Genomic DNA, 25,032 nt, shown 5'->3' on the forward strand with positions numbered 1-25,032 from the left:
TCCTGGGGGTCTTTTCGTTCACGCGTCGGCGTCCGCGGTCTGCACCGCGCCACCGAAGTAGAGGTCGGCGATCTCGGGATTGTCGAGGATCTCGCCCGCGGGCCCGGAGAGCAGCACCCGCCCGGACTCCATCACGATCCCGGTGCTGGCCATCCGCATCCCGAAGCGGACGTTCTGCTCGACCATCAGGATCGCGGTGCCACGTTCCCGCATCACCGCGACCGATTCGTCGATGACGGTCAGCGACTTGGGATCGAGACCCAGGGAGGGCTCGTCGAGCAGCACCAGTTTCGGATCCAGCATCAACGAACGGGCGAACTCGACCATCCGTCGCTGGCCGCCGGAGAGCATCCCGCAGCGGGTGTTCAACCGGTCCTTGACCAGCGGGAACTGATCCAGCACCTGGTCCAGCCGGTCCCGGACCAGCCCGCGCTGGCGGCGGATCACATAGGCGCCCATCAGGATGTTCTCCCTGACGCTCAGATTCGGGAACAGACCGTTGGCCTGCGGCACCTGGGCGACGCCGTGGCGCAGGATCTCATCGGGCGGCAGCCCGGTGAGATCCTGCCCGTCCAGCAGGACCTTGCCCCGGCTGGGTTTCAGCAGGCCGCTGATGGTGCGCAGCACCGTCGACTTGCCGGCACCGTTGGGGCCGACGATGCAACCCAGTTCCCCGGCCTGCACCTCCAGATCCACCCCCTGCAGCACGTTCCCGCCGCCGTACCCGGCGACCACACCCTCGAGCCTGATCATGACTTTTTCCCTTCCCCGATGAGATCTCCGGAGGTTTCGCGTTCCAGCAGGTAGTCATCGCCCAGATAGGCGTCGATGACCGCCGGGTCGGCCTGGATCTGGTCCGGATCGCCCTCGGCGATCACGCTGCCCTTGGCCAGCACCCGGATCGGGTCGCACAGGCCGAGCACGAACGGCATGTTGTGTTCGACGATCAGGAACGTCTTGCCCTCGGCGTTCAGCGCCCGGATCAGGTCACCCATCCGCTCGATCAGCGTCGGGTTGATGCCACCGGCCGGTTCGTCGAGCAGGATCAGCTTCGGATCGAGGACGAGGATCTGGGCGAGTTCGATCAGCTTCAGCTGGCCGTAGGACAGCGACCCGGCGGGGGCGTCGCGGTAGCGGGCCAGCCCGACGAAGTCGAGCAGTTCCATCGCCCGCTCGGCCTCGGAGCCGCTCACCGCATCCCGGCCCAGCTGACCGAAGGAGAAGGCGCGCAGCGGGGTGACGATGTTCTCCAGCACCGTCATCTCCCGGAACAACCGGGTGATCTGGAAGGTACGCCCGATGCCCCGGTGGGCGCGTCCCCAGGGCGGTTGGTTGTCCACCCGGTCACCGTCCAGCAGGATCTGCCCCGAGTCCGGGGTGAGGGTGCCCGAGATCAGATTGAACACCGTCGTCTTGCCCGACCCGTTCGGCCCGATCAGTGCGGTGATCGACCCCTCCGGCACGGTGAAACTGCAGTCGTCGACCGCCTTCAGCCCACCGAAGTTCTTGTTCACCCCCTGCACCTCGAGCAGGGCCCGGGTGTGCTCGGGCGGATGCACCACCTGACGCGGTTCGGTGCTGATCGGCGGTGCGGTGACCGGGGCCAGGCGCTGCCCGGAGAGCCCGACGGTGCCGCGGGTGCGGATCCGCTCCAACAGATCGGCGACCGAGGGCAGGATTCCCTTGGGCAGCAGGATCACCAGCAGGATGAGCATCCCGCCGAAGATCACCAACCGGGCGTTGCCGCCACCGAGGGTCGAGTTGGCGAAGCTGTTCAGCGGCTCGATGATGAACGCCCCGAGCACCGGGCCGAAGAGCGTACCCCGGCCACCGAGGATCACCGCCAGCACGATCTGCACGCTCATCAGGATCGCGAACATGTTGATCGGATCGACGAAGGTGAAGTAGTAGCCGTAGACACCGCCGGCCATCCCGACGAACAGGGCGCTGGCACCGAAGGCGATCAGCTTGTAGACCGGTGCGTTGACCCCGACGGTGCCGGCCTTGCCCTCGTCGTCGCGGATCGCGATCAGGCCCATGCCGAACTTGGTCCGGCGGATCCACCAGGACATCAGCAGCGACAGCCCGAGCAGCGCGACCAGAGCCAGATGGAAGGGCCAGTTACCCCAGGCCTCGGGCCACTGCGGCAGCGCCATCGTGATGCCCGCGGTGCCGCCGGTGAAGTCGGAGGCCTGGATGGCCACGAACTGAACCAGGAAGAGGAACGCGAGGGTGATGATGACAAAGGCCGGCCCACGGGTGCGGTAGGTGACCAGGCCCAGCAGGGCCGCCAGCAGGGCGGTGATGACACCGGCCATCGGCACCCAGACGAAGGGGCTGACCCCGGGCACCGCCTCGCTCATCATCGCCACCACATAGGCACCGATGCCGACGAAGGCGCCCTGGCTGAGCGACAGGTAACCGGCGTACCCGGTGATGATGTTCAACCCGGTCGCACCGATGGCGAGCACCAGCGCCAGGATCACCGTGTTCTCGGCGGAGAGGCTGGGTGAGATCGGGAAGAGCACGATCACCGCCGCTGCTGCGATCAGCAGCACCCGGGTGGCGAGCTTGACCGTGCGGGGGTCGAGCCAGCTCGGGCCACCCCGGGGTGCTTCGGTCGCACTTTCCTGCGGCACAACGGTTTCACTCTGCTGGGTGCTCATGCGACTGCGTCCTCTCGAAGGGGCTGGCCGAGGATGCCCTGCGGGCGGACCAGCAGGACGATGAAGATCACCAGGAACGGCACCGCGACCGGCCAGGAGGCACCGATGTAGGCGGTGGCGAACATCTCCCCGACACCGATCAGCAGGGCGCCCAGGACCGCACCGGGCAGACTGCCCAGGCCGCCGAGTACGACGATCGCCAGCAACCGGGCGATCCACTGGTAGTGGGTGGCGGGCACGAACGGGTAGGTGGTGGCGAGGATCGCGCCGCCGGCGCCGACGGTGGCGATACCGATCGCGAAGGTGGTCGCCGCCAGGGCCTTGACGCTCACCCCGACCAGCAGGGCACCGCTCTCGTTCAGCGAGGCGGCGCGGATGGCGCGTCCGGTCCAGGTCCGCTCGAGCAGCAGATGCAGCCCGAACAGCACCAGGGCGGCGATCCCGGCCGCGATCAGGGTGACCACCGGCAGGGCGAAGGGCCCGATCTGCACCGAGGCATCGGCGTACGCCGGGCGGACCGAGGCGGACCGGTTGCCCCAGATGAAGCCCATCACCCCCTCCAGCAGCAGGGCCAGGCCGAAGGTGGCCAGCACGGTCATCGTGATGTGGCTGCCGCGGACGTGCCGGACCACCAGCACGTAGGCGAGCCAACCGAGCCCGAACATGACCACCATCACCACCGGGATCACCAGCAGCGGGTCGAATCCGAAGCTCGCCCACAGCGTGAAGGTGAGATAGGCCGCGACGATGGCGAAGGCGCCGTGGGCGAGGTTGATCACCCGCATCACGCCGAAGATCAGGGTCAGCCCGGAGGCCATCAGGGCGTACACGCCACCGACCAGCAGGCCGAGGATGAGGGTCTGGATCAGGGCGATCATCGGGCACCTCCGATGGGCTGGCCGCGCCAGCGATAGATGGTCTGACTGGTGGCGACCTCACGGGGCAGCACCACCTTGGGTTCACCGGACTGCCACTGCCCGACCAGGAACTCGCCCTTGGGGCTGCCGTTGGCATTCCAGCTCAGCGGGCCGAGCACGGTGGCCACCTCGTTGGCGCGCAGCCAGTCGGCCAGTGCGCGCTGGTCGTCGACATTGCCGACGGCCTGCACGGCGGCCGCGAGCACCTGCCCGGCGGCGTACCCGTCGGCGGCGTCCTCTGGTGGCGCGCCACCGAACATCTGCGCGTAGCGTTCCCGGAATTCCTTGTTTCCGGGGGTTTCCAGCCCGACATCGTAACTGGCGGAGAACAGCACGCCCTGGGTGTTGGCCTCCCCCACCCCGTCCAGATACTGCTGGCCGAAGGTGGGTGAGGAGCTCTGGTAGAGCAGCCCGGGCTGGTAGTTGGCCCGGTTCATCGCCCGCACCATGTTGATGCCGTCCTCGTACTGGGAGCCGTGCACGACGATGTCGGCCCGGGCGTCCTTGAGCGTGTTGACGATCGAGTCGAAGTTCTTCGTGGTGGTGGGATAGACATCGGCGTAGACGGTGCGGATGCCGGCGGCCTCCAGGGTCTGCCGGACGTTCTCGACCACCGGGGCGGCGAACGGATCGTCCAGTGCCGGGTACGCCGCGGTCTTCGGCCGCTCGCTCTCGGGCAGCCCGGCCACCCAGTCGGCGAAGGTCTGCGCCTGCCGGTCCGCGGTCGCCTGCTGGGAGAAGAACATGTACTGGTAACCGCGGTCGAACATCTTCGGCGAGGCGCACGAGGGGCAGACGTAGAGCATCTTGTTCTTCTCGGCGATCGCCGACCCGGGGATGTTCAGCAGCGAGGACTGGGTGCCCAGCAGCAGATTCACCTTCTCCGAGGAGATCAGCGAGGTGTAGTTGGTGACCACCTGGTTCTGGTTGGTCGCGTCGTCGCGGACGATCATCTCGACCGGCCGACCGAGCAGCCCGCCGCGCTCGTTCTGCAACGCCTGCCAGACCTCGTAACCCTGCTGGGTGTCCCGGCCACCCTGACTGAACTCACCGCTCAGCGGCAGCGAGGCGCCGATCCGGATCGGGCCGGTCCCGTCATCGGCCGGCCGATCGGGTGAGCACCCGACCACGGCCAGCAGGGCGGCCGCGGCGGCGGTCGCCCCCACCCTGCGGAGAACGTCTCTGTTCACCATTCTGTTTCCTCAACCTCGAGTGACAGCTGCGATCCGGCTCGGAGTGCCGAGCGGCCATCGACTGCAACAATGTATCAAATCTTGCTTCGCAATCGATTGCGGTCGAGCATAGGTCGAGACCCGGGAGGGGTCAACACCTGCCAGGTCAGGCTGGGACGGGACCGGTCGACTCACGCACCTGCAGGCTCACCGGCAGGGTTCTGGTGATCGGCTTCTGAACGCCGGAATTGATGGCCTGCAGCAGCATTCGCGCGGATTCGCAGCCGATCTGCCGCAGCGGTACGTGGATCGTGGTGAGCGCCGGAGAGAGGTCGCCGGCGAACGGCATGTCGTTGAATCCGAGCACCGAGAGGTCCTCCGGGCACCGCAGCCCGGCCCGCCGGATTGTATGCAACGCCCCGAGGGCCAGCAGGTCGTTGCCGGCGAGCACGGCGGTCGGGCGGTGGCTGGTGGCGAGCACCTCCGCCATCACCCGCTCCCCCTCGGCGATGGACAGGTCCGCGGCCTCGTGCACCCCCCACTCCAGGCCGGCGACCCCGCGCGCGGCGGCGACGAACGCCTCCCGCCGCTGCCGGGTGGTGGAGAAACTGGTCGGGCCGGAGAGGTGCACGATGCGCCGGTGACCGAGCTCGAGCGCGTGATCCAGGGCCATCCGGATGCCGGCCTGCGAATCGGCGATCACCGCCGGGAACGGCGCCCTGCCCGCCTCCCGGTTGACCATCACCGCGAGCACCCCGTCGGCCTGCGCCCGGGCGAGCACCGGCTGCTCATCGAGCCGGCCGGTGGCGAGCAGGAAGCCATCCACCCGACGCTGCCGCAGCGAGTGGTAGAGGCTGCTCTCCACCGCCAGATCGCCGTCGCTGTTGGTGAGCAGCGCCGTGTATCCCTGTGGCTGCAGGATTTCCTCGATCCCCCGCACGATCGGCGGGAAGATCGGGCTGGTCAGGTCGGGGATGATCATCCCGACCGTCATCGACCGGCTCATCCGCAGCCCGCGGGCCAACGCATCCGGGACATAACCGAGCGACTCCGCCGCCTGCTTGACCCGGCGTACGGTGTCGATGTTGAGCTGCGACTCGGTCTGCGGATTGAGGGCACGGGACGCGGTGCCACGATGCACGCCGGCGAGTTCGGCGACCTCGCTGAGCGTCACTCGAGTGGCCATCGTCCCTCCCTTCCACGCACCACTGCGGGCAGCGAACTGGGAGGAACCCTAGCCGTCGACGGAATCGGTCGGCAGCAGGGCCCGCACCCCGTCGGCGATCACCTCGGGCCGGTCGATCATCATCAGGTGATCCGAACCCTCCACCAGCAGCTGGCGGCCGCCGAGCAATCGGGTCAGCCGCCGTTGCCGCGCCGGCCAGTCCCGCTCGACGGTCTGGTCGGCGGCGGTGAGCACCAGCACCGGCAGGTCCGGCATCGGGTGGTCGCGGCGCAGCGCCAGCAGATCCCAGGCCTGCCGGGGATAGGCGGCCGATTCGGCCAGCCCCATCGCCACCGACTCCGGATCGTCGTAGAGCTCACCGACCCGGCGCTCCCACTGGTGCCGCAGGGTGAGCCGCCGGCTCTGCAATGACGCCCCGGCCCGATGCGCGAGCGAACCCAGATGCAGCACCGGGGCCCGGCGCGCGATCTGCTGCAGGGAGCGGATCAGGCGTACGCCGACCGCGCGCGGGGGCCTGGCCGGGAACTCGACCGAGCCGTCGACCAGCACCAGTCCGGCGACCAGCTCGGGCCGCAGCCGGGCCAGCGCCTCGGCATGGAAGGCGGCCATCGAGTGCGCGACCAGCACCGCCGGGGCACCGACGGTGCGGACCAGTTCGGTCAGGCTGCGCACCTCCTCCGCCAGGGTCGGCAGCGTACCCGGCCATCGCGTACCACCCATCCCCGGACGGTCGAACCGCACCAGATGCCGCCCGGGCAGCAGCGCCACCACCTGGTCCCAGTGCTCGGCGGCCAGCCCGGCCCCGTTCAGCAGCAGCACCGTCGGTCCCCTGCCCGACTGCTCGCGCCAGTGGATCGCGCGGCCGCCGAAATCGTTCACATTGGCGATCGTGACGGCCACCCTCAGCCCCTTCCCGCCCGCCGGGGGCGGACCAGCGGGAAGGTGATCGCGTCGCGGATCGAGGTGTTGGTGATCATCATCACCAACCGGTCGATGCCCATCCCGAGACCGCCGGCCGGTGGCATGCCGTGTTCCAGCGCGACCAGGAAGTCCTCGTCCAGTTCCATCGCCTCCGGGTCGCCCCCGGCGGCCTGCAGTGACTGCTCGGTGAGCCGCTGCCGCTGCAGCACCGGGTCCACCAGCTCCGAATAGGCGGTACCGATCTCGGCGCCGAAGGCGACCAGGTCCCAGCGTTCGGCGAGCCGGTCGTCGGTGCGGTGCTGGCGGGTCAGCGGGGACACCTCGGCCGGGAAATCGGTATAGAAGGTGGGGGCCACCGTGCGGTCCTCGACCAGGTGCTCATAGAGCTCGAGCAGCACGTTGCCGCGGGTCCAGCGGGCGTCGATCGGGATGTCCAGGCGGCGGGCCAGCGCGACCAGCGCCTCCCGGTCGGTGTCGGCGGTGACCGGTTCCCCGCAGGCGGCCGAGATCGCGTCGTTGACCGTGACCACCGGCCAGTCACCGGCCAGGTCCACCTCCTGCACGGTGCCGGTGTGATCGCGGCCGAGCAGGGTGGTGCCACCGGTGCCCGCGGTCACCGCGCCGGTGATCAGGTCCTTGGTGAGATGCCGCATGGTGGTGTAGTCGGCGTACGCCTGATAGGCCTCGAGCATCGTGAACTCGGGGTTGTGGGTGGCGTCGGCGCCCTCGTTGCGGAAGTTGCGGCCGAGCTCGAAGACCCGGTCGACGCCGCCGACCAGCAGCCGCTTGAGATAGAGCTCCGGGGCGATCCGCAGATAGAGGTCGAGGTCGTAGGCGTTGATGTGGGTGCGGAACGGGCGGGCGTTCGCACCACCGTGGATCGCCTGCAGGATCGGTGTCTCCACCTCGAGGAAACCGCGGTCCAGCAGGATCCGGCGGACCTCGCTGATCGCCTCGGACCGGGTACGCAGCCGCGCGGCGGCGCTCCGGTTGATGGTCAGGTCGAGGTAGCGCTGCCGGACCCGGGCCTCGGGGTCGCTGAGCCCACCGCGCTTGTCCGGCAGCGGCCGCAGCGATTTGGCGGTCAGCCGCCAGCCGTCGGCGAGCAGCGAGCGGGTGCCGGTGCGCGACTCCCCGACCACCCCGTGGAAGCCGACATGGTCACCGAGGTCGACGTCGCGGCCGAAGCGCTGCAGGTCGGCGACCCGGTCGGCCGACAACAGCACCTGCAGGTCCCCCGACCAGTCCCGCAGCTCGCAGAAGATCACCCCACCGTGGTCACGGATCCGCAGCACCCGGCCGGCGACCGAGCATTCCCCGGTGGCATCGGCACAGGTGGCGGTCGGTTGGAAGTCGGGCGGGTAGGGATCGGCCCCGCCGGCCAGCAGCCGCTCCCGCTTGCCGGCGCGGATCCGGACCTGTTCGGGTCGGGTGTCCGGCGGGGTGGTCGGGGTGGGCAGCACGGCCTCCACCTCGGCCAGCGTCGGGGCCGGTGCCAGGGTCGGCTTGCCGACCAGCCAGGCCGGCAGGTCGACGAATCCCTCGGCCACCCCGGAGGCCGCGCCGACCAGCGCCACATCGCCACTGTCCGGGTCGTAACCCAGATAGCGCGGCAGCCAGTCGGGTCGATATTTCACATTGGAGCGGTAGAGCGACTCGAGCTGCCACCAGCGGGAGGCGAACAGCAGCAATCGCCGCCAGAGCCGGATCAACGGCCCGGCGCCGATCTGCGCACCGCGTTCGAAGGCGGAGCGGAAGACCGCGAAGTTGAGCGAGACCCGGCGTACGCCCGAGGCCATCAGCTCGGCGACCATCAGCTCGGTGACCCCGTTGTCCGCCTCCGGGTTGCGGCGCATCACATCCAGCGAATAGCCGTCCGGCCCCCACGGCACGAAGGACAACAGCCCGGCCACCTCGGTACCGGCGCGCTGCTCGTCATCGGCGAACAGGGCCTCCACCATCAGGCAGCCACCGTCCAGCGGGTCGCCGAGGCGGCCCAGCGCCATCGAGAAGCCGCGCTCCTCCTCGGTGTCGCGCCAGCGGTCGGCGAGCTCGATCAGCCGTTCCATCTCGACCGGGTCGATCGCATCGTGGCGCCGGATCCGGACCGTGTAGCCGAGCCGCCGCATCCGCTCGACCGCTTGCCGCACCGGACGCAGCTCGTGGCTGTCCAGGTTGAAGTTGCGCGGTTCGAGGACGGCCTCGTCGCCCAGCTTCACGATGCGCAGGTCGGCGTGGCGGGCGTACGCCTCCGCACCGGTCTCCGAGGCCCCGATGACCGCCGGGGTCCAGCCGTAGTCGTGCGCCATCTGCTGCCAGGCGCGGATCGCGCTCGGCCACTCCTGTCGAGGTCCGACCGGGTCGCCGGAGGCGAGGCAGCAGCCCAGCACGACCCGGTAGGCGATCGCGGCCCGGCTGTCGTCGGCGAAGCACCAGGACTTGTCCCGGCGGGTGGCGAAGTAGGCCAGCGAATCGTCCGGGGACTCCGCGACCAGGGCGCGCACCAGCGGTTCGTCACCCGGGTTGTGGGCGACCGCGTTCATCTGGGAGCGCAGCAGCGCCCAGAACGCGGCGAGCAGGCTGACCGCCTGCAGGAAGCCGAGCAGCGCCGCCACCCAGCGCGGCATCGCCAGGGTGGGGCCGGCACTGTCGTGCAGCAGCCGGTGCCAGAGCCATTCCAACCGGGGTACCGGGCCGCGCCGCGCGGGGTCGGCCGGGACCACCATCACCAGCAGGGCGCCGATCCCGGCGGTCACCGTGAAGCCGATCACCAGCACCAGCAGCGCCTTCAGCCAGTTGCCGCGCGGGGACCGGGCCCCGAACTGCTTGCGGGCGGCGATCAGCCAGACCAGCATCAGGGTGCTGGTGACCAGGGAGACGATCGCGATGGCCAGCACCCGCCGGTCCCCGCGGACGTTCTCCACGATCAGCAGCGAGACGATCAGCAGCAGGTTGACCACGGCCTGCAGGCCGAGCAGCAGCACGGTCACCCACCAGGCGAGCCGTTTGCGCCGGGTCAGTCCCCACCCGAGGATCATCAGGAAGGCGCCGAAGCCGAGCGAGGAGCCGATCACGTCGAAGAACGCGATCGAATAGACCCCGACCACCCGGCGGATCCAGATCGCCGAACCGAACAGCAGATGCACCACCTGCAGCACCAGGCCCAGATAGAGCAACCGCGAGAAGACCCACGGGGTGCGTCGGAGGAGGGCGCTCACCGCGCGGCGCAGAACCTGCATCTGCCCACCCTGCCACCGATCGGGTCGTCGCGCCCGGCGTTCACGCCGGCTCCACCTCCCGCAGCGCGAGCCAGGAGAGCGCATCGGTGGCGGCGAGGGGATCCGCGGCGTCGGCGGCGCGCGCCAGCAGCCGGCGGAGCAGCTCGGTGTCCGGCCGCTGGGCGAGTGAGCGGACCGCGAGCAGGCGGGCGAGTTCCTGGTCGGGGTACGCCGGGTGCGGTTCGGCGGGCCGGGTGCCGGTCAGCAGGTCCGCGAGCCGTTCGGCCCGGGCGCGCCGCGGGTCACCGGGGAGCGCCGGCAGCACCGTGCCGACTTCGAGCAGCAGCAGCGGATCGGTGGCCGGGTCGGCCGCGGCCGCGGCGATCGCGGTCAGCGGGCCGGTCGGGTCGGGTTCCTGGCCGGTCAGTCGCTGCCGGATCCACAGGTGCAGGGTGGCCAGGCCGTGCCCGGGCCCGACCGGCAGCCCGGCGAGCTCGTCGGCGGCGCGCTGCAGCAGATCCTCGCCGAGGTCGAGACCATCGGCGTGCATCCGGATCCAGACCAGCACCCGGCGCGGTGACGGGTCGTCGGGGGTGCGTTCGGCGTACTCGGTGAGCAGCTGGGCGGCCTCGTCGGCGCCGAGCAGCTGCCGGTGGGCGGCGTGCTGCAGCACCAGCGCCTGGGTCGCGTCGGCGAGCCGACCCTGGCCGCGGATCGCGTCCACGACGCCACGCAGCAGGGGCTCCTCGTCGGCGAATGCGACATCGAGCCGGATCAGCCCCTCCGGCCCGGCGATGCTCAGAGTGCGCAGCGACCGACCCGGATCGCTCCACTCCAGCGCGGCGTCGGGATGTTCCAGCAGCGGGTCCGGGTCGGCATGGACGTCGAGGTCGAGCCGCGGCGGGAACCACTGCGGCAGCCGCGCGGCCAGCGCGGTCTGGTCGGCGTACCACTCGCCGTGCAGGGTGAGGGTGTACGCCTTCCCCGGACCGAGCCGCAGCGGCGGCGTACGCAGCTCACCGTCAACGAGTTCGAGGTCACCGCGGCCCAGGCGCAACCCGAGGGTCTGCGGGCCGGCCGGGCCGGATGGGCCCGATGGGCCGCCGGTACCGAGGCGGTGCCAGCCGAGCAGGCCGAGCGCGCCGGCGGCGTACACGGTGAGCAGCGCGTCCTTGCCGGCGGCCGCGTCGAGGACGAGCCCGTCGATGGCGATCTCGTGATCGCTGGCATTGCGCAGCAGCACCCGCAGCTGCCAAGTGTGGTCCAGATTGTGCCGCACCCGCAGCTGCAGTCCGGCGCAGTCGCCGCGGGCCTCGACCTCATCGGATTCCAGCCAGAGCTGCCGCGGCTCCCAGCGGTGCAGCTCGCCGTCGCGGCGGATGCCGGCCACCGCGAGCCGGTCGATGATCTGCTCCCCGCCGCCGGCCCGCAGCCCGGTCAGGGTGCCGTCCTCGTCGAACTCGAGCTGGCAGCCGAACCGCTCCCCCGCCGCCTGCCAGCCCCAGCCGAGCACGGCCTCGGTCTCGCTCATCGGCGCCGCTGACAGGTCGCGCACCAGAACAGATTGCGGCCCTCCAGCAGCTGGGTCCGCACCTCGCGGCCGCAGACCAGGCAATCCATGCCGTTGCGGCGATAGACATAGACCTCACCGCCGTGGTCGTCGCGGCGCGGTGGGCGGCCCATCGCCTCGGGGGTGTGCTCGTCGCTGACGGTGTCGATCCGGTTGTCGCGCACGCCGATCGGCATCAGTTCGACCAGATCGGACCAGATCGCCCGCCAGGACTGGCGCCGCAGCTGGTTGCCCGGGGTCATCGGGGACAGCCGATTGCGGAACAGCACCTCGGCCCGGTAGACGTTGCCGACCCCGGACAACACCTTCTGGTCCATCAGCAGAGCGGCGATCGGCTTGCTGGAGCGCTGGATCTTCCGCCAGGCGAGCTCCGGGTCGGCGTCGGTGCGCAGCGGGTCGGGCCCGAGCTTCGCGACCTGGGCGGACACCTCGGCCGGCGTCCGCAGCGCGCACAGCTGCGGGCCGCGCAGATCGGCGGCGGTCTCGTCGTTCGCCAGCCGCAGCCGCACCTGACCGGTCGGCGGGGCGAACGGGGTCAGGGTGAACTTGCCGATCAGGCCCAGGTGCACGTGGATCACCCGGTCGCCGGCGAAGTCGAGGAAGAGGTGCTTGCCGTGCGCGCTCGCCGACTCCAGCTCGGTGCCGTCGACCAGGGCCGCGGCCTCGCTCATCCGGCCCTGCGGGGAGCTGACGCGCGGGCTGGTGCCGGCGAAGGCCGTCGACAGGTCGTCGGCGAGCCGGTGCAGGGTGTGTCCCTCGGGCAACGATTCTTCCTTCTGATCGGTTGGGCTGATCGTTCGGAGCAGCTGGCAGCAATCAGCCTATTGTGCTGCCATGACAGAAATCCCGATCATCGCCGACTCCGCACTGCCCGCGCACCGGTTGCCGATCGTGCTGGCGCCGATGGCCGGCGGGCCGAGTACGCCGGAGCTGGTCGCCGCGGTCGGCGAGGCCGGTGGCTTCGGCTATCTGCCGGCGGGTTACCTGACCGCGGACGCACTGGCGGAACGGATCGCCCGGACCCGTGAGCTGACCGAGCGGCCGTTCGGGGTGAACCTGTTCGTGCCCGAGCCGCAGCAGCGACAGGACCTGTCGGCGTACGCCGAATCCCTGCGGCCCGACGCGGAGCGGCTGGGTGCCGCGGTCGGCGAGCTGGACTGGTCGGATACCGACCACTGGGCGGCGAAACTGGAGCTGCTCGCCGGGAACCCGGTGGCGGTGGTGTCATTCACCTTCGGGCTGCCGTCGGCCGAGGAAGCGGAGCGGTTGCACGCCGCCGGGTCGGCGCTGGTGGGCACGGTCACCACCGTGCCCGAGGCCCGGGCGGCCGCCGACCGCGGGATGGACGCACTGTGCGTGCAGGGCCCGGATGCCGGCGGGCATCGCGGTACTCACCGGGTCACCGACGAACCGTCGACGCTGCCGCTGGCCGACCTGCTCGCCGAGGTCCGCGCGGCGGTGGAGCTGCCGCTGATCGCCGCCGGGGGCATCGGTACCGCGGCGCAGATCCGGGAACTGCTGGCCGCCGGGGCGACCGCGGTGCAGCTGGGCAGCCTGTTCCTGCGCTGCCCCGAGGCCGGTACGAACGAGACCCATCGCAAGGCGCTCACCAGACGCCGCGACACGGTGGTCACCCGCGCCTTCTCCGGCCGGCCGGCCCGTGGGCTGCGGAACCGATTCATCGACGAACACGATGCCGACGCCCCGGCCGCCTACCCGCAGGTCAACCAGCTCACCGGCCCGCTGCGCAAGGCAGCAGCAGCCGCCGGTGACGCCGACAGCCTGCATCTGTGGGCCGGTACGAACTATCGCCGCGCCGTCGACCTCCCCGCCGCCGACCTGGTCACCGCCCTCGCCGCCGAACTCTGAGGCGGACCGAGTCATCTCGACACGCTGCCCCGGCTCCGCTCCGCTCCGCCCGGCCAGCTACTCGATGACCGTCACCACACGCTCATCGAGTAGCTCGCGCAGCGAACGTAACCACACGCTCATCGAGTAGCTCGCGCAGCGAGCGTGTCGAGATGAGCGGCGCAGTGGATCATCGACCCCACCCACACCTGCGGAGTCATCTCGACACGCTGCCCCGGCTCCGCTGCGCTGCGCCCGGCCAGCCACTCGATGACCGTTGTGAGACTCAGTCGAAGATCGGGTCGCGGGTGCGGGTCCGCTTGGCCTCGAAGAAACCGTCGTACTCGGTCAGCAGCGAGAAGCCGTCGAACAGGCGACCGGCCTGCTCATTTGGGGGCCGGGGAGATCACCGGGCCGAACAGGGCCTCACCGTTGATGTGGATCACCGGCGTACCGACCTCGTCACCGACGGGGTCCATGCCCTCGTGGTGCGAGCGCTTCAGCGCCTCGTCGTTCGCATCGGTCCAACCGGCGTCGGCCAGCTCAGTGGGCAGGCCGACCTCGCTCAGCGCGGCCTCGATGGTGGCGCGCTCACTGCCGTCCTCACCGCCGGGATGGATCCGGGTGCCGATGGCGGTGTAGTACTCACCGAGCTTGTCCGAGCCGTACTTCTCCTCGACGGCCAGGGCGACGCGGACGCCGCGCCAGCCGGCGTCCATCTTGGCGCGGTACTCCTCGCGCAGGTCGCGGCCCTCGTTGAGCACCGAGAGGCTCATCACGTGGAAGACGGCCTTCACCGGGCGTACCTTCTCCACCTCGAGCAGCCAGCGGGAGGTCATCCAGGCCCAGGGGCAGAGCGGGTCGAACCAGAGATCGACGGTCGTGACAGGTGCATCGGTCTGCGTCATGGGTGCAGTCTAGGAGTGCGGGTCATCGCTGATCGGCGCTGCCCCCGATCCGGACCTCCGCCGGGGTTTTGGTCGGGCAGTCACCGACAGTAGGCTCGTGCGTCGAACTCGAACCACATGACCGTGCCCGCCCGAGCGACGCCCACCGAAAGCAGGCCCCGTTGTACCCAGCGAACATCACGCGTCAGGAAGCCCACGCCCGCGCCGGCCTGGTCCGGACCGATGCCTATGAACTGGTCATCGATCTGACCGGCCGCGACCCGAGTGGAGCCGACCTGGAGCAGCGGGACCAGAACTTCGTGACGAGCAGCACGATCCGGTTCTCCTCCGACGCCGGGATGACCTACGTCGACGCGATCGCCGACGAACTGCTCTCCGGTGAGTTCGACGGCAAGCCGCTGGACACCACCGACTTCGACGGCGAACGGCTGCCGATCGAGCTGACCAAGGGCGACCACGTGCTCACCGTCGTCGCCAGACACCGTTACAGCCGCAGCGGCCAGGGCCTGCACCGCTTCGTCGATCCGGCCGACGGTGGCATCTACCTCTACACCCAGTTCGAGCCGGCCGATGCGCGGCGGGTTTACGCGAACCTCGAGCAGCCCGATCTGAAGGCGAGCTTCACCGTCTCGGTGCTGGCGCCGGAGAGCTGGACCGTGCTCGGCAACTCCCCCGATGCCGAGCCGAAGCCGATCGGCGATGGTTTCGCCCGCTGGGATTTCCAACCCACCAAGCGGATCTCGACCTATGTGACCGGGATCGTGGCCGGCGACTACCACCGCGAGCAGGCCACCATCACCAGCAGCAAGGGCACCATTCCCGCCTCGGTCGTCTGCCGTCGCTCGCTGGCGGACAAGCTGGACCTGGACCGGATCATGGCGACCACCCAGGGTGGTTTCGAGGTCTTCGAGAAGCACTTCGGTACGCCGTACCCGTTCGAGTCCTACGACCAGGCGTTCGTGCCGGAATACAACATGGGCGCGATGGAGAACGTCGGGCTGGTCACCTTCCGCGACGACCTGATCTTCCGCTCCCGGGCGACCGCCGCGCAGTACGAGTCCCGCGACAACACGATCCTGCACGAGCTGGCGCACATGTGGTTCGGCGACCTGGTGACGATGCGCTGGTGGGATGACCTGTGGTTGAAGGAATCCTTTGCCGAGTGGGCATCGCACTTCGCCCAGTCGCAGCTGGACACCGACGAGAACCACGCCTGGGCGGCGTTCAGCAACGCCCGCAAGAACTGGGCGTACCGGGCCGATCAGCTGCCCTCCACCCACCCGATCGCCGCCGACATGGTCGACCTGGAAGCGGTCGAGCTGAACTTCGACGGCATCACCTACGCCAAGGGCGCCTCCACGCTGCGTCAGCTGGTCGCCTTCGTCGGCCGGGATGCCTTCCTGGCGGGGGCCCGCCGCTATTTCGAGAAGCACGCCTTCGGAAACACCGAGCTGACCGATCTCCTTGCCGTGCTTGAGGAATCCTCCGGCCGGAACCTCACCGAATGGTCGAAGCAGTGGCTCGAATCGGCCGGGGTGAACACCCTGGCGGCCGAGTTCAGCACCGACCGCTCCGGGGTGATCACCGAGTTCGCGATCCGCCAGACGGCCTCCGCCGAACACCCGACGCTGCGCCAGCACCGGATCGCGATCGGCCTCTATGAATCGATCGACGGAAAGCTGCGCCGGGTGCACCGGGTGGAGACCGATGTGGCCGGTGAGCTGACCCCGGTCAAGGAGCTGATCGGCAAGCACCAACCGGATCTGGTGCTGGTCAACGACGACGACCTGACCTTCGCGAAGGTACGCCTGGACCCGCGTTCGCGGCGGACCGCGGTCGAGAATCTCGACCAGGTCGACGACGAGCTGGCCCGCGCCGTGCTCTGGGGTTCGGCCTGGGACATGTGCCGTGACGCCGAACTGCCGGTGGCGGACTACCTGCAGCTGGCGCTCACCGGGGTGGCCACCGAGACCGATCAGACCGCGGTCTCCCGGGTCCTCGGTCAGGCACAGACCGCGCTCGCCCGTTATGTGCCCGCCGATCGGCAGCCGGAGCTGCGCACCCAGCTGATCACCGGACTGGCCGGCCTGCTCCGCGATGCGGCGCCGGGTTCGGACCACCAGCTGGCGTTCGCGCGGGCGCTGGCCAGCAGCGTCGACAGCGACGCCGGGGTGGAGCTGCTGAACGGCTGGCTGAACGATGAGGAGGTGCCGCCGGGGCTGACCATCGACACCGAGCTGCGCTGGCACCTGCTCACCCAGTTGGCCAGACTCGGTGCGGTCGGTGCCGAGCAGCTGGACGCCGAGCTGCAGCGCGACAACACCATCTCCGGTGCCGAGCACGCCGCCGGCGCCCGCGCCGCCCTGCCCGGGGAGGCCGACAAGGCCGCCGCCTGGCAGCTGGCCACCGCCACCGCCGGGCTGCCCAACGAGACCCACCGCAGCATCTGCCTGCAGTTCAACCAGGCCGGCCAGGCCGGGGTGCTGGCGCCCTACGCCGAGCGCTATCTGGATCTGGCGGAGCTGATCTCCGGCCGCAAGGGTGTCTGGGAATCCAACGGCACAGTGTTCGCGCAGGCCGCGCTCACCTACCTCTTCCCGTGGCCGAATGCCGATCAGGATTTCCTGCACCGACTGGATTCCTGGCTGGCCGAGGCCCAGATCGAGGACTCCGCCCGCCGGATCATCGGTGAGGGCCGCGACGATGCGCTGCGCGCCCTGCGGGCCCGGGAGTTCAACGCCGGCTGAGTCCCCGTTCATCGAGTAGGCCGCCATGCGCAGCGAAGCGGTGTTTCGACGTTCATCGAGTAGCTGCTCCGGCGCAGCGAAGCGGAGCCGGACCAGCGTGTCGAGATGAGTCCCGCAGGCGATTCGCCGACGCTCAGCTGCTGCTCCCCCGGCCCGCCCGGTCGGAATCTGCGGCTCGATGTGCGATCGGCGAGCAAACCGGTCGATTCCCGGATCGAGCCGCAAGTTCCGAACGGGCCACCAGCAACAACCCGTCCTCCCTGGCCGGCCGTGCCCCCACCCCGCGAGGTTTCGACTCGGTCGTCCCTCCCTCGCTCAACCGACGCGGGGCCCGCCCTGGGACCTGTTCATCTCGACACGGCCGCCATTGCTCCGCTTCGCTCCGCATGGCGACCTACTCGATGAACGTGTCGGGTGGGACCTCGCGTAGGGTCGCTGGGGTGACGACACTCGGTGACCTGCAACAGTTTCTCGACCGCCACTACCCGCCGCGTACCGCGGAGGGCTGGGACCAGGTGGGGATGGTCTGCGGTGATCCGGACTGGCCGGTGCAGCGGGTGCTGCTCACCGTCGACATCACCCTGCCGGTCGTCCGGCAGGCGATCGAGGTGGGCGCCGATGCGATCATCGCGCACCATCCCCTGCTGCTGAAGGGAATCCACGGCATCGATGCCCGCCACCCGAAGGGCCGGATGCTGCTCGAACTCGCCGGCAACCGGATCGGTTGCCTGGCCGCGCACACCAACGCCGACATCCCGAGCGACGGGGTCTGCGAGGCGCTCGCGAAGGTGATCGGGTTGTCCGAGCTGCAGCCATTGGATCCGCGGCACACCGGGCAAGCCCTGGATCAACTCGTCTGCTTCGTCCCGAGCGACCACACCCAGGCCGTGGTGGATGCGCTGTCGGCCGCGGGGGCGGGTGCGATCGGCGACTACGAACGCTGCCACTTCACCAGCCCCGGTACCGGTTCGTTCCGCCCGCTGAGCGGTGCGAACCCGTTCACCGGCAGCGTCGGTGAGACCGAGCAGGTGCGCGAGGACCGGTTGGAGATGGTGCTGCCGCGGCGGCAGCGGGCCGCGGTGGTCGACGCGCTGCTGGCGGCTCACCCCTATGAGGAGCCCGCCTACCACGTGCTGGAACTGGCGCCCATCGACCGCGACGCCGGGATCGGCCGGCTCGGCGTACTCTCCCCCGAACGCAGTGCCGCCGACTTCGCCCGCCAGGTGGCCGCGGCACTGCCGGAGACGGTGTCGGGAGTACGCCTCGGCGGTGACCCGGAGCGGACGGTGCGCACCGTGGCGGTGCTGGCCGGGGCCGGTGACTCGCATCTGGACGCGGCCCGCGCCGCCGGCGCCGATCTCTATCTGACCTCGGATCTGCGGCACCACCCGGCCACCGAGGCGCTGGAGTGGGCGGAGGCACCGGTGCTGCTGGATGTGGCGCACTGGGCGGCGGAGTGGACCTGGCTGCCGGTGCTGTCCCGGCTCGTCACCGAGGAGCTCCCCGGGGTCGCGGTGGAGGTCTCCGAGCTGCGTACCGATGCCTGGGTCGAGGCCTTCCACCGGTGAGCTCTCCCCCGCCGGTGAGCAGCAGCGAGCTCCTGCCGGCCCTGCCACCGTTCGATTTCCGGGCGCTGCTGGGATTTCTCGGTGTCCGGGTGGTGACCGGGGTGGAGTACGCCGACGAGAACACCTTCGCCCGCACGGTCCGCCTGCCCGGTGGGCCGGCGGTGCTGCGGTTGACCGGCCGCCCGGACGGGGTCGAGCTGACCTGCTGGCTGAGCGACCCGGCCGATCTGGCCGAGGCGCGGACCCGGGCCGGTGCGCTGTGCGATCTGGCCGCCGACCCGTCGCTCATCGATCCGGCGCTCGCCCGGGTACCCGCACTCGCCGGCCTGGTCGCCGACCATCCCGGGATCCGGATCCCCGGCACCCTGGACCGGCCGGAGACCGCGGTCCGCGGGCTGCTCGGCCAGCAGATCTCGCTGGCCGGTGCGACCCGGGCCGCGGAACGGCTGGTCGACGAGCACGGTGATCCGCTGCCCGAGGAGCTGCGGCGGGCCGGGGAGCCGTTCGGGCTGACCGCCCTGTTCCCCACCAGTGCACGGATTGCGGCGGTCGACCCGGCCCGGTTCGCGATGCCCGGCTCCCGGCAGCGGGCGCTGCACACTCTCGCCGCCGCGGTGGAGGCCGGCACGGTCGATCTCACCGATCCGGACCTGGACCGGGTGCGGAAATCCCTGCTGGCGTTGAAAGGGATCGGTCCGTGGACCGCCGGCTACATCCTGCTGCGGGCCTGCGGCGACCCGGATGTCTGGCTGGATTCGGATCTGGTGCTGCGCCGGGAGGCCGAGGCCCGCGGTATCACCGCCGAGCAGCTCCGCCCGGTCGCCGGCTGGCGCTCGTACGCCTCCCTGCAGCTGTGGCGTGCGGCTGCCGAACGCCGCCGCTGACCGGCGTACTCAGTCGATCCGCTCGAAGCGCAGGGTCTCCCCGCGAGCACCACCCATCCAGAGGTCCTGGCAGGCCGCGGCCATCTCATCCAGACCCTCGACGACCGTGCCGAACACATTGCCCGGCACCCAGCCCTGGTCGCCGTTGATCAGCAGGTTGTTGCGGCCGTAGAACAGCGCCAGGTCGATGATCGCGGTCATCTCGCGGTGCTCGGTCTCGCGTTCGTAGCCGTAGGCCGGATTGCCGAGCTGATCGCCACCGAAGGTGAACCAGCACAGGTCACCCGGGATCGGGGTGATGGTGGTGTTCTCCGGGCCGGGGTCGCGGTCGGTGAAGCTCGGCAGCAGCGCATAGATCTCGTTGCGGGCGTACTTGCCGTGATAGACCTGCGCCTCCAGCGGCAGCGCGTCCCAGACGGCGGCGCTGGTCCGCGGGGCCGCCGTCTGCAGCAGCTCGGCGACACAACTCACCCCGCGTCGGGTGAGGGTCACCCGGACCCGGCGGACGGCTTCGTTGGACTCTCCCTGGGCGGTCACCCGACTGATTGTCAACAATCAGACGATTGCTGTCAAGGGGTCGTCCACGGCCGTGACATGCCCTTTCGCGGCGCGCCCGCACGGTGCATCCTGACTGCGTGGGAGCAGTGGAGCTCACTGGATTGGGGCTCGCCGCCTCGGTGGCGATGGTGGCCCCCTACGACTTCGTGCTGGACCGGGAGCTGTGGCGCTGGGTGCCGGACGACACCTCGGTGCTGCTCGCGCGCACCCGGCATCTCACGCTGACCGGTGGCGTGGCGCAGGCGCACGCGATCGCCGATCACACCGGTCTGAAGGAGCTGGCCCGGTCGGTGTCGATCCTGCACTCCCCGGTGGTCGGCTACCTGTGCACCTCGGCCAGCTTCGTCGACGGGCCGGCGGGTGAGGTGAAGCTGCGCCGGCTGCTCCGCGGTGCCGGGTTCCCGGCCGCGGTGACCACCAGCGGAGCGCTGGTCGACGCACTGCACGCGCTGTCGGTGCACCGGGTCGCGGTCGCCACCCCCTATCTGGGCGAGGTCACCCGCCTACTGGTGGATTTCCTGGCAGCACACGGATTCCGGGTCACCGGATCGGGCCAGCTGGAGATGGGCGCCGAGATCTGGACCACCGAGGCGGCGACGCTGCGCGCCCTGGCCCGCCGGGTGGTCACCCCCGACGCCGAGGCGCTGTTCCTGTCCTGCACGAACCTGCCGAGTTACGACCAGATCGAGATATTGGAGGACGAGTTGCAGATCCCGGTGCTGAGCGCCAACCAGGTCACCATGTGGTCCTGCCTGCGGGCCGCGGGACGTTCCGCGGTCGGCGCCGGCCGGTTGCTGCGGGAGCACCCATGAGCACACCGGTGGCCTCGGCGATGCTCTATCCCGGCCACAGCGCCGAGGACGAATTCCCTGCGCTGGAAGGCATTCTGGAGGGGGTACGCCTGCCGGTGCGGCACACCTGGGAGGGTCCGACCGACCACACCGTGGCGGCCCTGCGGGAGCTCGGCTCTGCGGAGCAGCTCGCCCCGGCCGCCCGCGCCGCGGCCGAGGCCGGTGCCGGCTCGGTGGTCTGGGCCTGCACCTCCGGCTCCTTCGTCCACGGGCCGGACGGAATGCGCGAGCAGGCCGGCTGGATGGCCGAGGCGAGCGGCCTGCCGAGCACCTCGACCAGCCTGGCTTTCCTTGCCGCACTGGAACATCTCGGCATCGGCGAGGTGTCGGTGGCCGCCACCTATCCGGCCGAGGTGGCCGCGCACCTCACCGCGGTGCTGGCCGCCGCCGGGGTCCGGGTGACCGCGATCGCCACCCACGACGTGCCCAGCGGTGAGGACGCCGGCCGGCTCTCCCCCGACCAGGTGCGCGCGCTGATCGGCACCGAGCATGACGCCCCCGCCGTGCTGGTGCCCGACACCGCCCTGCACACCGTCGGCCTGATCAGTGAGCTGGAGCAGACCGTGGGGCGTACCGTGCTGACCGCCAATCTGGTCTCCGCCTGGCACGGTCTGCGGCTCGCCGGCTGGCGCGGGCACTCCGACCGGCTGGGCCGCCTCTTCCGGTCCTGAGTCGCGCGGCGTACTCACCCGGTGAATTACACGGGTCCACCGCGGTGCCGACCAAGGGCGTCCGATTCACCAGTTGTACACAGAGTACAAATTGGCTGCGCTGCGCATGCCGCGCTCCTCGATGAACGTCACTGCCAGGGTTCGACGCGGAGCACGCGTTGCAGGCCGTCCTCCATGTGTGCGACCAGCAACCGGTCGGCCTGGACCGCATCACCGGCAACGATCGCCTTCAGCAGGCCGCGGTGCTCGGCGACCCGGTGGTCGACGGTGTCGTAGGTGGGTTGCATCAGGCTCAGGCAGAGCCGCATCTGGGTGACCAGGGTGTTGTGCATCCGGGTCAGCCGGGGGCTGGCCGCCAGCCCGACGAGCACCTGGTGGTACTCCATGTCGGCATCGGAGACGCGCGGATCGTCGGCGGCCAGCGATTCCATCCGGGCCACGATCGGTTCCAGGCCGGCGGCATCCGCCCCCCGCCCCTGGCCGATCAGGTGCCCGACGGCGGCCCGTTCGACCGCCAGCCGGGCCAGGTAGATGTCGCGGATCACCGGCTCGTCGAGCTGCATCACGAACAGTCCGCGGTTGCGGTGGCTGACCAGCAGGCCCTCCTGGGTGAGCCGCTGCATCGCCTCCCGCAGCGGCCCGCGGCTGACCCCGAGCCGCTCCGCCAGCGCCTTCTCCGACAACTGCTGGCCCGGGGCGTACTGGCCGCTCGCGACCGCCTCGCGCAACATGCCCGCGATCAGCTCCGGGGTGGATGCCTGCACGATGGGCTGCAGCACGCCCGGGGCCTCACCGAGACCCACGGCGCGTTCCTTCGACGGCGACATCTTCCCCTCCTAGTCCGCACCCCGGCCGGGCGACTCCGGGACCCGCATTGCCAGCAGAGCGTACCGTTTCGCGGCGCGCACCAGCTCATCCAGCGACACCGACTCATCGACCTGATGCGCCTGATCGTTGAGCCCACCGGGGCCCATCACCACGGTCGGAATGCCCAGATCCCGGGCCACGAAGCCCCCGTCGCAGGCGGCGGTCCAGCCGGTCACCTCGGGCTCGACCCCCAGGTCCCGCGCCGCGTCCCGGACGGCCCCTACCAGCGGATCCTCCGCCGAGGTGCGGAATCCGGGCATCTCCATCGTCACCTCGATGCTCATCCCGATCCCGTCGGAGGTGATCCCGGCCTCGGCGGCCCGCGCGGCCAGCCGGTCGGCGATCTGCTGCGGATCCTCATCCGGCATCAACCGCCGGTCGATCCAGACCGTGCAGTCGGGCGCCACGATCGAGGTGCCCCGGCCGCCGCTGATCCGGCCGACGCTCCAGGTTCCCGAACCCAGCAAGGGATCCATCGACCGCGCGAGCTCGGCCTGGTCGGCGCGGATCAGCTCCAGTACCCGGGTGGCGGCGTCGATCGCGTTCCGGCCGTCGGCGGGCCGCCCGGAATGCGCCGGTACCCCGGTCAGCCGCAGTTCGAGATAGGAGTCGCCGCGGCAGGCGATCACCAGGTCCAGGTCGGTCGGTTCGGCGACCACGCAACCGGCAAACTCGGCCCCCAACCCGCGGCCGGCCAGGGCCCGGATGCCCAGGCCGAGATCCTCCTCATCGACGGTGCAGGCCAGCCGGATCTCCCCGGCCGGGCGTACGCCGACCGTGCGCAGGGCGCCCATCGCCGCGACGATCGCGGCCAGGCCACCCTTCATGTCGGCGGCGCCGCGGCCGATGATCCGGTCCCCGTCGCGGCGCGCCAGGAACGGGTCGGCGGACCAGCCCGGCCCGGCCGGCACCACGTCGGAATGCCCGAGGAACAACAACCCCGGCCGATCCCCACCGGCCAGCGCGGCGAACAGGTTCTCCCGCCCCTCGGCCACCGGCCGCCGCTCGACCTGCAGACCGGCCCGTCGGCAGGCCGCCTCGAGGACCGCGACGGTGCGTTCCTCGGTCTGGCCGGGATTCTCGCTGGGGGCGGCGATCAACTCGGCGGTGACGGCCGCGATCTGCTCGGCGTCGATCGCGGCGAGCACCCGCCGCTCGCACTCGGAGATCATTGCCCAGAACGCTCCCGCGCCGGCCGGTCCGCGGCGACCCGATCGAGGGCCCGGGTGAGCCGGCGTACGCCTTCATCGATCCGCTCCGGTGACTCGGAGGCGAAGCAGAGTCGGAACGCGTCGGTGAACCGCTCCGACGGCGACAGCGCGGTACCGGGGATGAACGCCACCCCTTCGGCGAGCGCGGCATCGAACAACCGGCGCACATCGGTCGCGGCGTCGGCGCCCTGCAGGGTCACCCAGAGGAAGAAGCCGCCGTCCGGATCGGTGTGCCGGACCCGGTCCCCGAGATGCTCGGCCAGCGCGCGCTGCATCGCCTGCTTGCGGCCCCGGTAGCTCTCCCGCAGCCGAGCGAGGTGCGCATCCAGACCGCCGCGGACCAGGTATTCGGTGATCACGTGCTGGTTCGGCACATTGGTGCAGGTGTCCATCGCCTGCTTGGCGTGGATCAGCAGTTGCCGCAGCCGCGGGTCGGCGTTCACCCAACCGACCCGCAGCCCGGGTGCCATGATCTTGGAGAAGGTACGGACCGAGAAGACCTGCGGATCGTCCGGCGACAGCTGGTTGAACCCGGGCAGATCGCTGCCCTCGAAACGCAGCAGATGGTAGGGATCGTCGTCCAGGATGATCGAACCCCAGCGATGTGCGAGCTCGAGCAACCGCTGGCGGCGCTCGGCGGAAAGCGTGACACCAGAGGGATTCTGGAAGTTGGGGATGGTGTAGATGACCTTCGGGGTACGCCCGGTGGCGGCGACCAGCCGTTCCAGCTCGTCGACCCGCATCCCGTCGTCGTCGACCGGGACCTCCAGCAGGTCCGCGCCGTAGCTCAGCGCGGTCGCGGAACCGTTGGTGTAGGTCGGACTCTCGACGGTGACCAGGTCGCCCGGTTCGACGAACAGTTTGAACGCCAGATCCAGCCCCTGCATCCCGCCGGAGGTGACGACGATCCGCTCCGGGTCGGTCGGCTCCCCCACCCGGGCGTACTCCTTGACGATCGCCTCGATCAACCCGGGCTCACCCTCGCTGGCACCGTAGGTGAAGGAACTGGCGTCCAGCACCTCGGTGCCGATCATCCGGAATTCCTGCACCGGCAGCGCTTCCGGGGCGGGCGCACCCATCGCGAAGCGGACGATGTCGTGGGTCTGCGCGGCCAGCAGCGAGGTGCTGGAGTCGATCACCGATCCGATCAGACCGTCGGCCCGGCTCGCCAGTGGCAGCGCCCCCTCGGCCGCGGGACCGCTGATTCCGGTGGTGGGCAGCACCGCCAGGTCGGCGATGGTGGTGAGGTCACGCATCGATGCTCCTCTC

General features: G+C 70.4%; 19 protein-coding genes and 1 pseudogene. 6 read left to right on the top strand and 14 right to left on the bottom strand.

The window, feature by feature from the left end; genetic code table 11:
- Positions 1-18: 18 nt before the first annotated feature.
- The 9 genes from BI335_RS15935 to BI335_RS15975 form a co-directional block, all read right to left on the bottom strand.
- Positions 19-753, bottom strand: coding sequence for an ABC transporter ATP-binding protein (locus BI335_RS15935; protein WP_094432090.1), 735 nt, complete (start codon positions 751-753; stop codon positions 19-21).
- Positions 750-2,666 (bottom strand): branched-chain amino acid ABC transporter ATP-binding protein/permease, encoded by a 1,917-nt coding sequence (locus tag BI335_RS15940; protein WP_094432093.1) that lies wholly within the window; start codon positions 2,664-2,666, stop codon positions 750-752. Before BI335_RS15940 ends, BI335_RS15935 begins: the two co-directional genes overlap by 4 nt.
- Entirely contained in the window at positions 2,663-3,544 is an 882-nt protein-coding gene (locus BI335_RS15945; protein WP_094355894.1) for a branched-chain amino acid ABC transporter permease, read from the bottom strand. The genes BI335_RS15940 and BI335_RS15945 overlap by 4 nt, the downstream gene beginning before the upstream one ends.
- A complete protein-coding gene (locus BI335_RS15950; RefSeq protein ID WP_229119643.1) occupies positions 3,541-4,773 on the bottom strand; it encodes an amino acid ABC transporter substrate-binding protein in 1,233 nt (410 codons plus the stop codon). The genes BI335_RS15945 and BI335_RS15950 overlap by 4 nt, the downstream gene beginning before the upstream one ends.
- Positions 4,774-4,921: 148 nt before the next feature.
- On the bottom strand, positions 4,922-5,941 hold the full coding sequence (locus tag BI335_RS15955) for a LacI family DNA-binding transcriptional regulator (RefSeq protein WP_094432099.1): 1,020 nt from the start codon (positions 5,939-5,941) through the stop codon (positions 4,922-4,924).
- 48 nt (positions 5,942-5,989) lie between these two features.
- On the bottom strand, positions 5,990-6,841 hold the full coding sequence (locus BI335_RS15960; protein ID WP_094432102.1) for an alpha/beta fold hydrolase: 852 nt from the start codon (positions 6,839-6,841) through the stop codon (positions 5,990-5,992).
- 2 nt (positions 6,842-6,843) lie between these two features.
- A complete protein-coding gene (lysX, locus tag BI335_RS15965; protein WP_094432104.1) occupies positions 6,844-10,101 on the bottom strand; it encodes a bifunctional lysylphosphatidylglycerol synthetase/lysine--tRNA ligase LysX in 3,258 nt (1,085 codons plus the stop codon).
- Between the two features lie 40 nt (positions 10,102-10,141).
- Complete coding sequence (locus BI335_RS15970; RefSeq protein ID WP_094432106.1) at positions 10,142-11,635, bottom strand: hypothetical protein; 1,494 nt, start codon at positions 11,633-11,635, stop codon at positions 10,142-10,144.
- Positions 11,608-12,414: an Fpg/Nei family DNA glycosylase gene (locus BI335_RS15975; RefSeq protein WP_094432108.1), complete on the bottom strand. Its 807-nt coding sequence runs from the start codon at positions 12,412-12,414 to the stop codon at positions 11,608-11,610. The genes BI335_RS15970 and BI335_RS15975 overlap by 28 nt, the downstream gene beginning before the upstream one ends.
- A gap of 70 nt (positions 12,415-12,484) precedes the next feature.
- On the opposite strand from BI335_RS15975, the gene BI335_RS15980 reads away from it, so the two are divergent.
- A complete protein-coding gene (locus BI335_RS15980) occupies positions 12,485-13,519 on the top strand; it encodes an NAD(P)H-dependent flavin oxidoreductase (protein ID WP_094432110.1) in 1,035 nt (344 codons plus the stop codon).
- 265 nt (positions 13,520-13,784) lie between these two features.
- Here the strand turns inward: BI335_RS15980 and BI335_RS15985 are convergent.
- Positions 13,785-14,406, bottom strand: a pseudogene (locus BI335_RS15985) (mycothiol-dependent nitroreductase Rv2466c family protein).
- Between the two features lie 161 nt (positions 14,407-14,567).
- On the opposite strand from BI335_RS15985, the gene pepN reads away from it, so the two are divergent.
- The 3 genes from pepN (at position 14,568) to BI335_RS16000 (ending at position 19,605) form a co-directional block, all read left to right on the top strand.
- Complete coding sequence (gene pepN / locus BI335_RS15990) at positions 14,568-17,153, top strand: aminopeptidase N (RefSeq protein WP_094432113.1); 2,586 nt, start codon at positions 14,568-14,570, stop codon at positions 17,151-17,153.
- A 440-nt stretch (positions 17,154-17,593) separates the two neighbouring features.
- On the top strand, positions 17,594-18,721 hold the full coding sequence (locus BI335_RS15995; protein WP_229119644.1) for a Nif3-like dinuclear metal center hexameric protein: 1,128 nt from the start codon (positions 17,594-17,596) through the stop codon (positions 18,719-18,721).
- A 14-nt stretch (positions 18,722-18,735) separates the two neighbouring features.
- The gene (locus BI335_RS16000; protein ID WP_172421927.1) at positions 18,736-19,605 is read left to right on the top strand and encodes a DNA-3-methyladenine glycosylase family protein; all 870 of its coding nucleotides are present in this window, start codon (positions 18,736-18,738) and stop codon (positions 19,603-19,605) included.
- Between the two features lie 9 nt (positions 19,606-19,614).
- Here BI335_RS16000 and BI335_RS16005 read toward each other — a convergent pair whose 3' ends face one another.
- A complete protein-coding gene (locus BI335_RS16005) occupies positions 19,615-20,142 on the bottom strand; it encodes a DUF3830 family protein (RefSeq protein ID WP_094355882.1) in 528 nt (175 codons plus the stop codon).
- Positions 20,143-20,240: 98 nt separating this feature from the next.
- Between BI335_RS16005 and BI335_RS16010 the strand changes: the two genes are divergently transcribed.
- Together BI335_RS16010 and BI335_RS16015 are read left to right on the top strand one after the other, a co-directional pair.
- Entirely contained in the window at positions 20,241-20,975 is a 735-nt protein-coding gene (locus tag BI335_RS16010; protein ID WP_208109324.1) for a maleate cis-trans isomerase family protein, read from the top strand.
- Positions 20,972-21,685: a maleate cis-trans isomerase family protein gene (locus BI335_RS16015; protein WP_133626365.1), complete on the top strand. Its 714-nt coding sequence runs from the start codon at positions 20,972-20,974 to the stop codon at positions 21,683-21,685. Before BI335_RS16010 ends, BI335_RS16015 begins: the two co-directional genes overlap by 4 nt.
- A gap of 128 nt (positions 21,686-21,813) precedes the next feature.
- Here the strand turns inward: BI335_RS16015 and BI335_RS16020 are convergent, their stop codons facing one another.
- From BI335_RS16020 to BI335_RS16030, 3 genes are read right to left on the bottom strand one after another with little or no spacing between them, the layout of a single operon-like run.
- Complete coding sequence (locus BI335_RS16020; RefSeq protein ID WP_094432121.1) at positions 21,814-22,512, bottom strand: GntR family transcriptional regulator; 699 nt, start codon at positions 22,510-22,512, stop codon at positions 21,814-21,816.
- A gap of 9 nt (positions 22,513-22,521) precedes the next feature.
- Positions 22,522-23,724: a M20 family metallopeptidase gene (locus tag BI335_RS16025; protein ID WP_094432124.1), complete on the bottom strand. Its 1,203-nt coding sequence runs from the start codon at positions 23,722-23,724 to the stop codon at positions 22,522-22,524.
- Positions 23,721-25,019, bottom strand: coding sequence for an aminotransferase-like domain-containing protein (locus tag BI335_RS16030; RefSeq protein WP_094355878.1), 1,299 nt, complete (start codon positions 25,017-25,019; stop codon positions 23,721-23,723). The genes BI335_RS16025 and BI335_RS16030 overlap by 4 nt, the downstream gene beginning before the upstream one ends.
- Positions 25,020-25,032 lie beyond the last annotated feature (13 nt).

This window comes from Enemella evansiae (assembly GCF_002250705.1).
Lineage (GTDB): Bacteria > Actinomycetota > Actinomycetes > Propionibacteriales > Propionibacteriaceae > Enemella > Enemella evansiae.

Coding starts and splice junctions, on each gene's coding strand:
- BI335_RS16025 (WP_094432124.1), bottom strand. CDS start 23,724: ATGATCTCCGAGTGCGAGCGGCGGGTGCTCGCCGCGATCGACGCCGAG.
- BI335_RS15945 (WP_094355894.1), bottom strand. CDS start 3,544: ATGATCGCCCTGATCCAGACCCTCATCCTCGGCCTGCTGGTCGGTGGC.
- BI335_RS15940 (WP_094432093.1), bottom strand. CDS start 2,666: ATGAGCACCCAGCAGAGTGAAACCGTTGTGCCGCAGGAAAGTGCGACC.
- BI335_RS16015 (WP_133626365.1), top strand. CDS start 20,972: ATGAGCACACCGGTGGCCTCGGCGATGCTCTATCCCGGCCACAGCGCC.
- BI335_RS15980 (WP_094432110.1), top strand. CDS start 12,485: ATGACAGAAATCCCGATCATCGCCGACTCCGCACTGCCCGCGCACCGG.
- BI335_RS16020 (WP_094432121.1), bottom strand. CDS start 22,512: ATGTCGCCGTCGAAGGAACGCGCCGTGGGTCTCGGTGAGGCCCCGGGC.
- BI335_RS15955 (WP_094432099.1), bottom strand. CDS start 5,941: ATGGCCACTCGAGTGACGCTCAGCGAGGTCGCCGAACTCGCCGGCGTG.
- lysX (WP_094432104.1), bottom strand. CDS start 10,101: ATGCAGGTTCTGCGCCGCGCGGTGAGCGCCCTCCTCCGACGCACCCCG.
- BI335_RS15935 (WP_094432090.1), bottom strand. CDS start 753: ATGATCAGGCTCGAGGGTGTGGTCGCCGGGTACGGCGGCGGGAACGTG.
- BI335_RS16030 (WP_094355878.1), bottom strand. CDS start 25,019: ATGCGTGACCTCACCACCATCGCCGACCTGGCGGTGCTGCCCACCACC.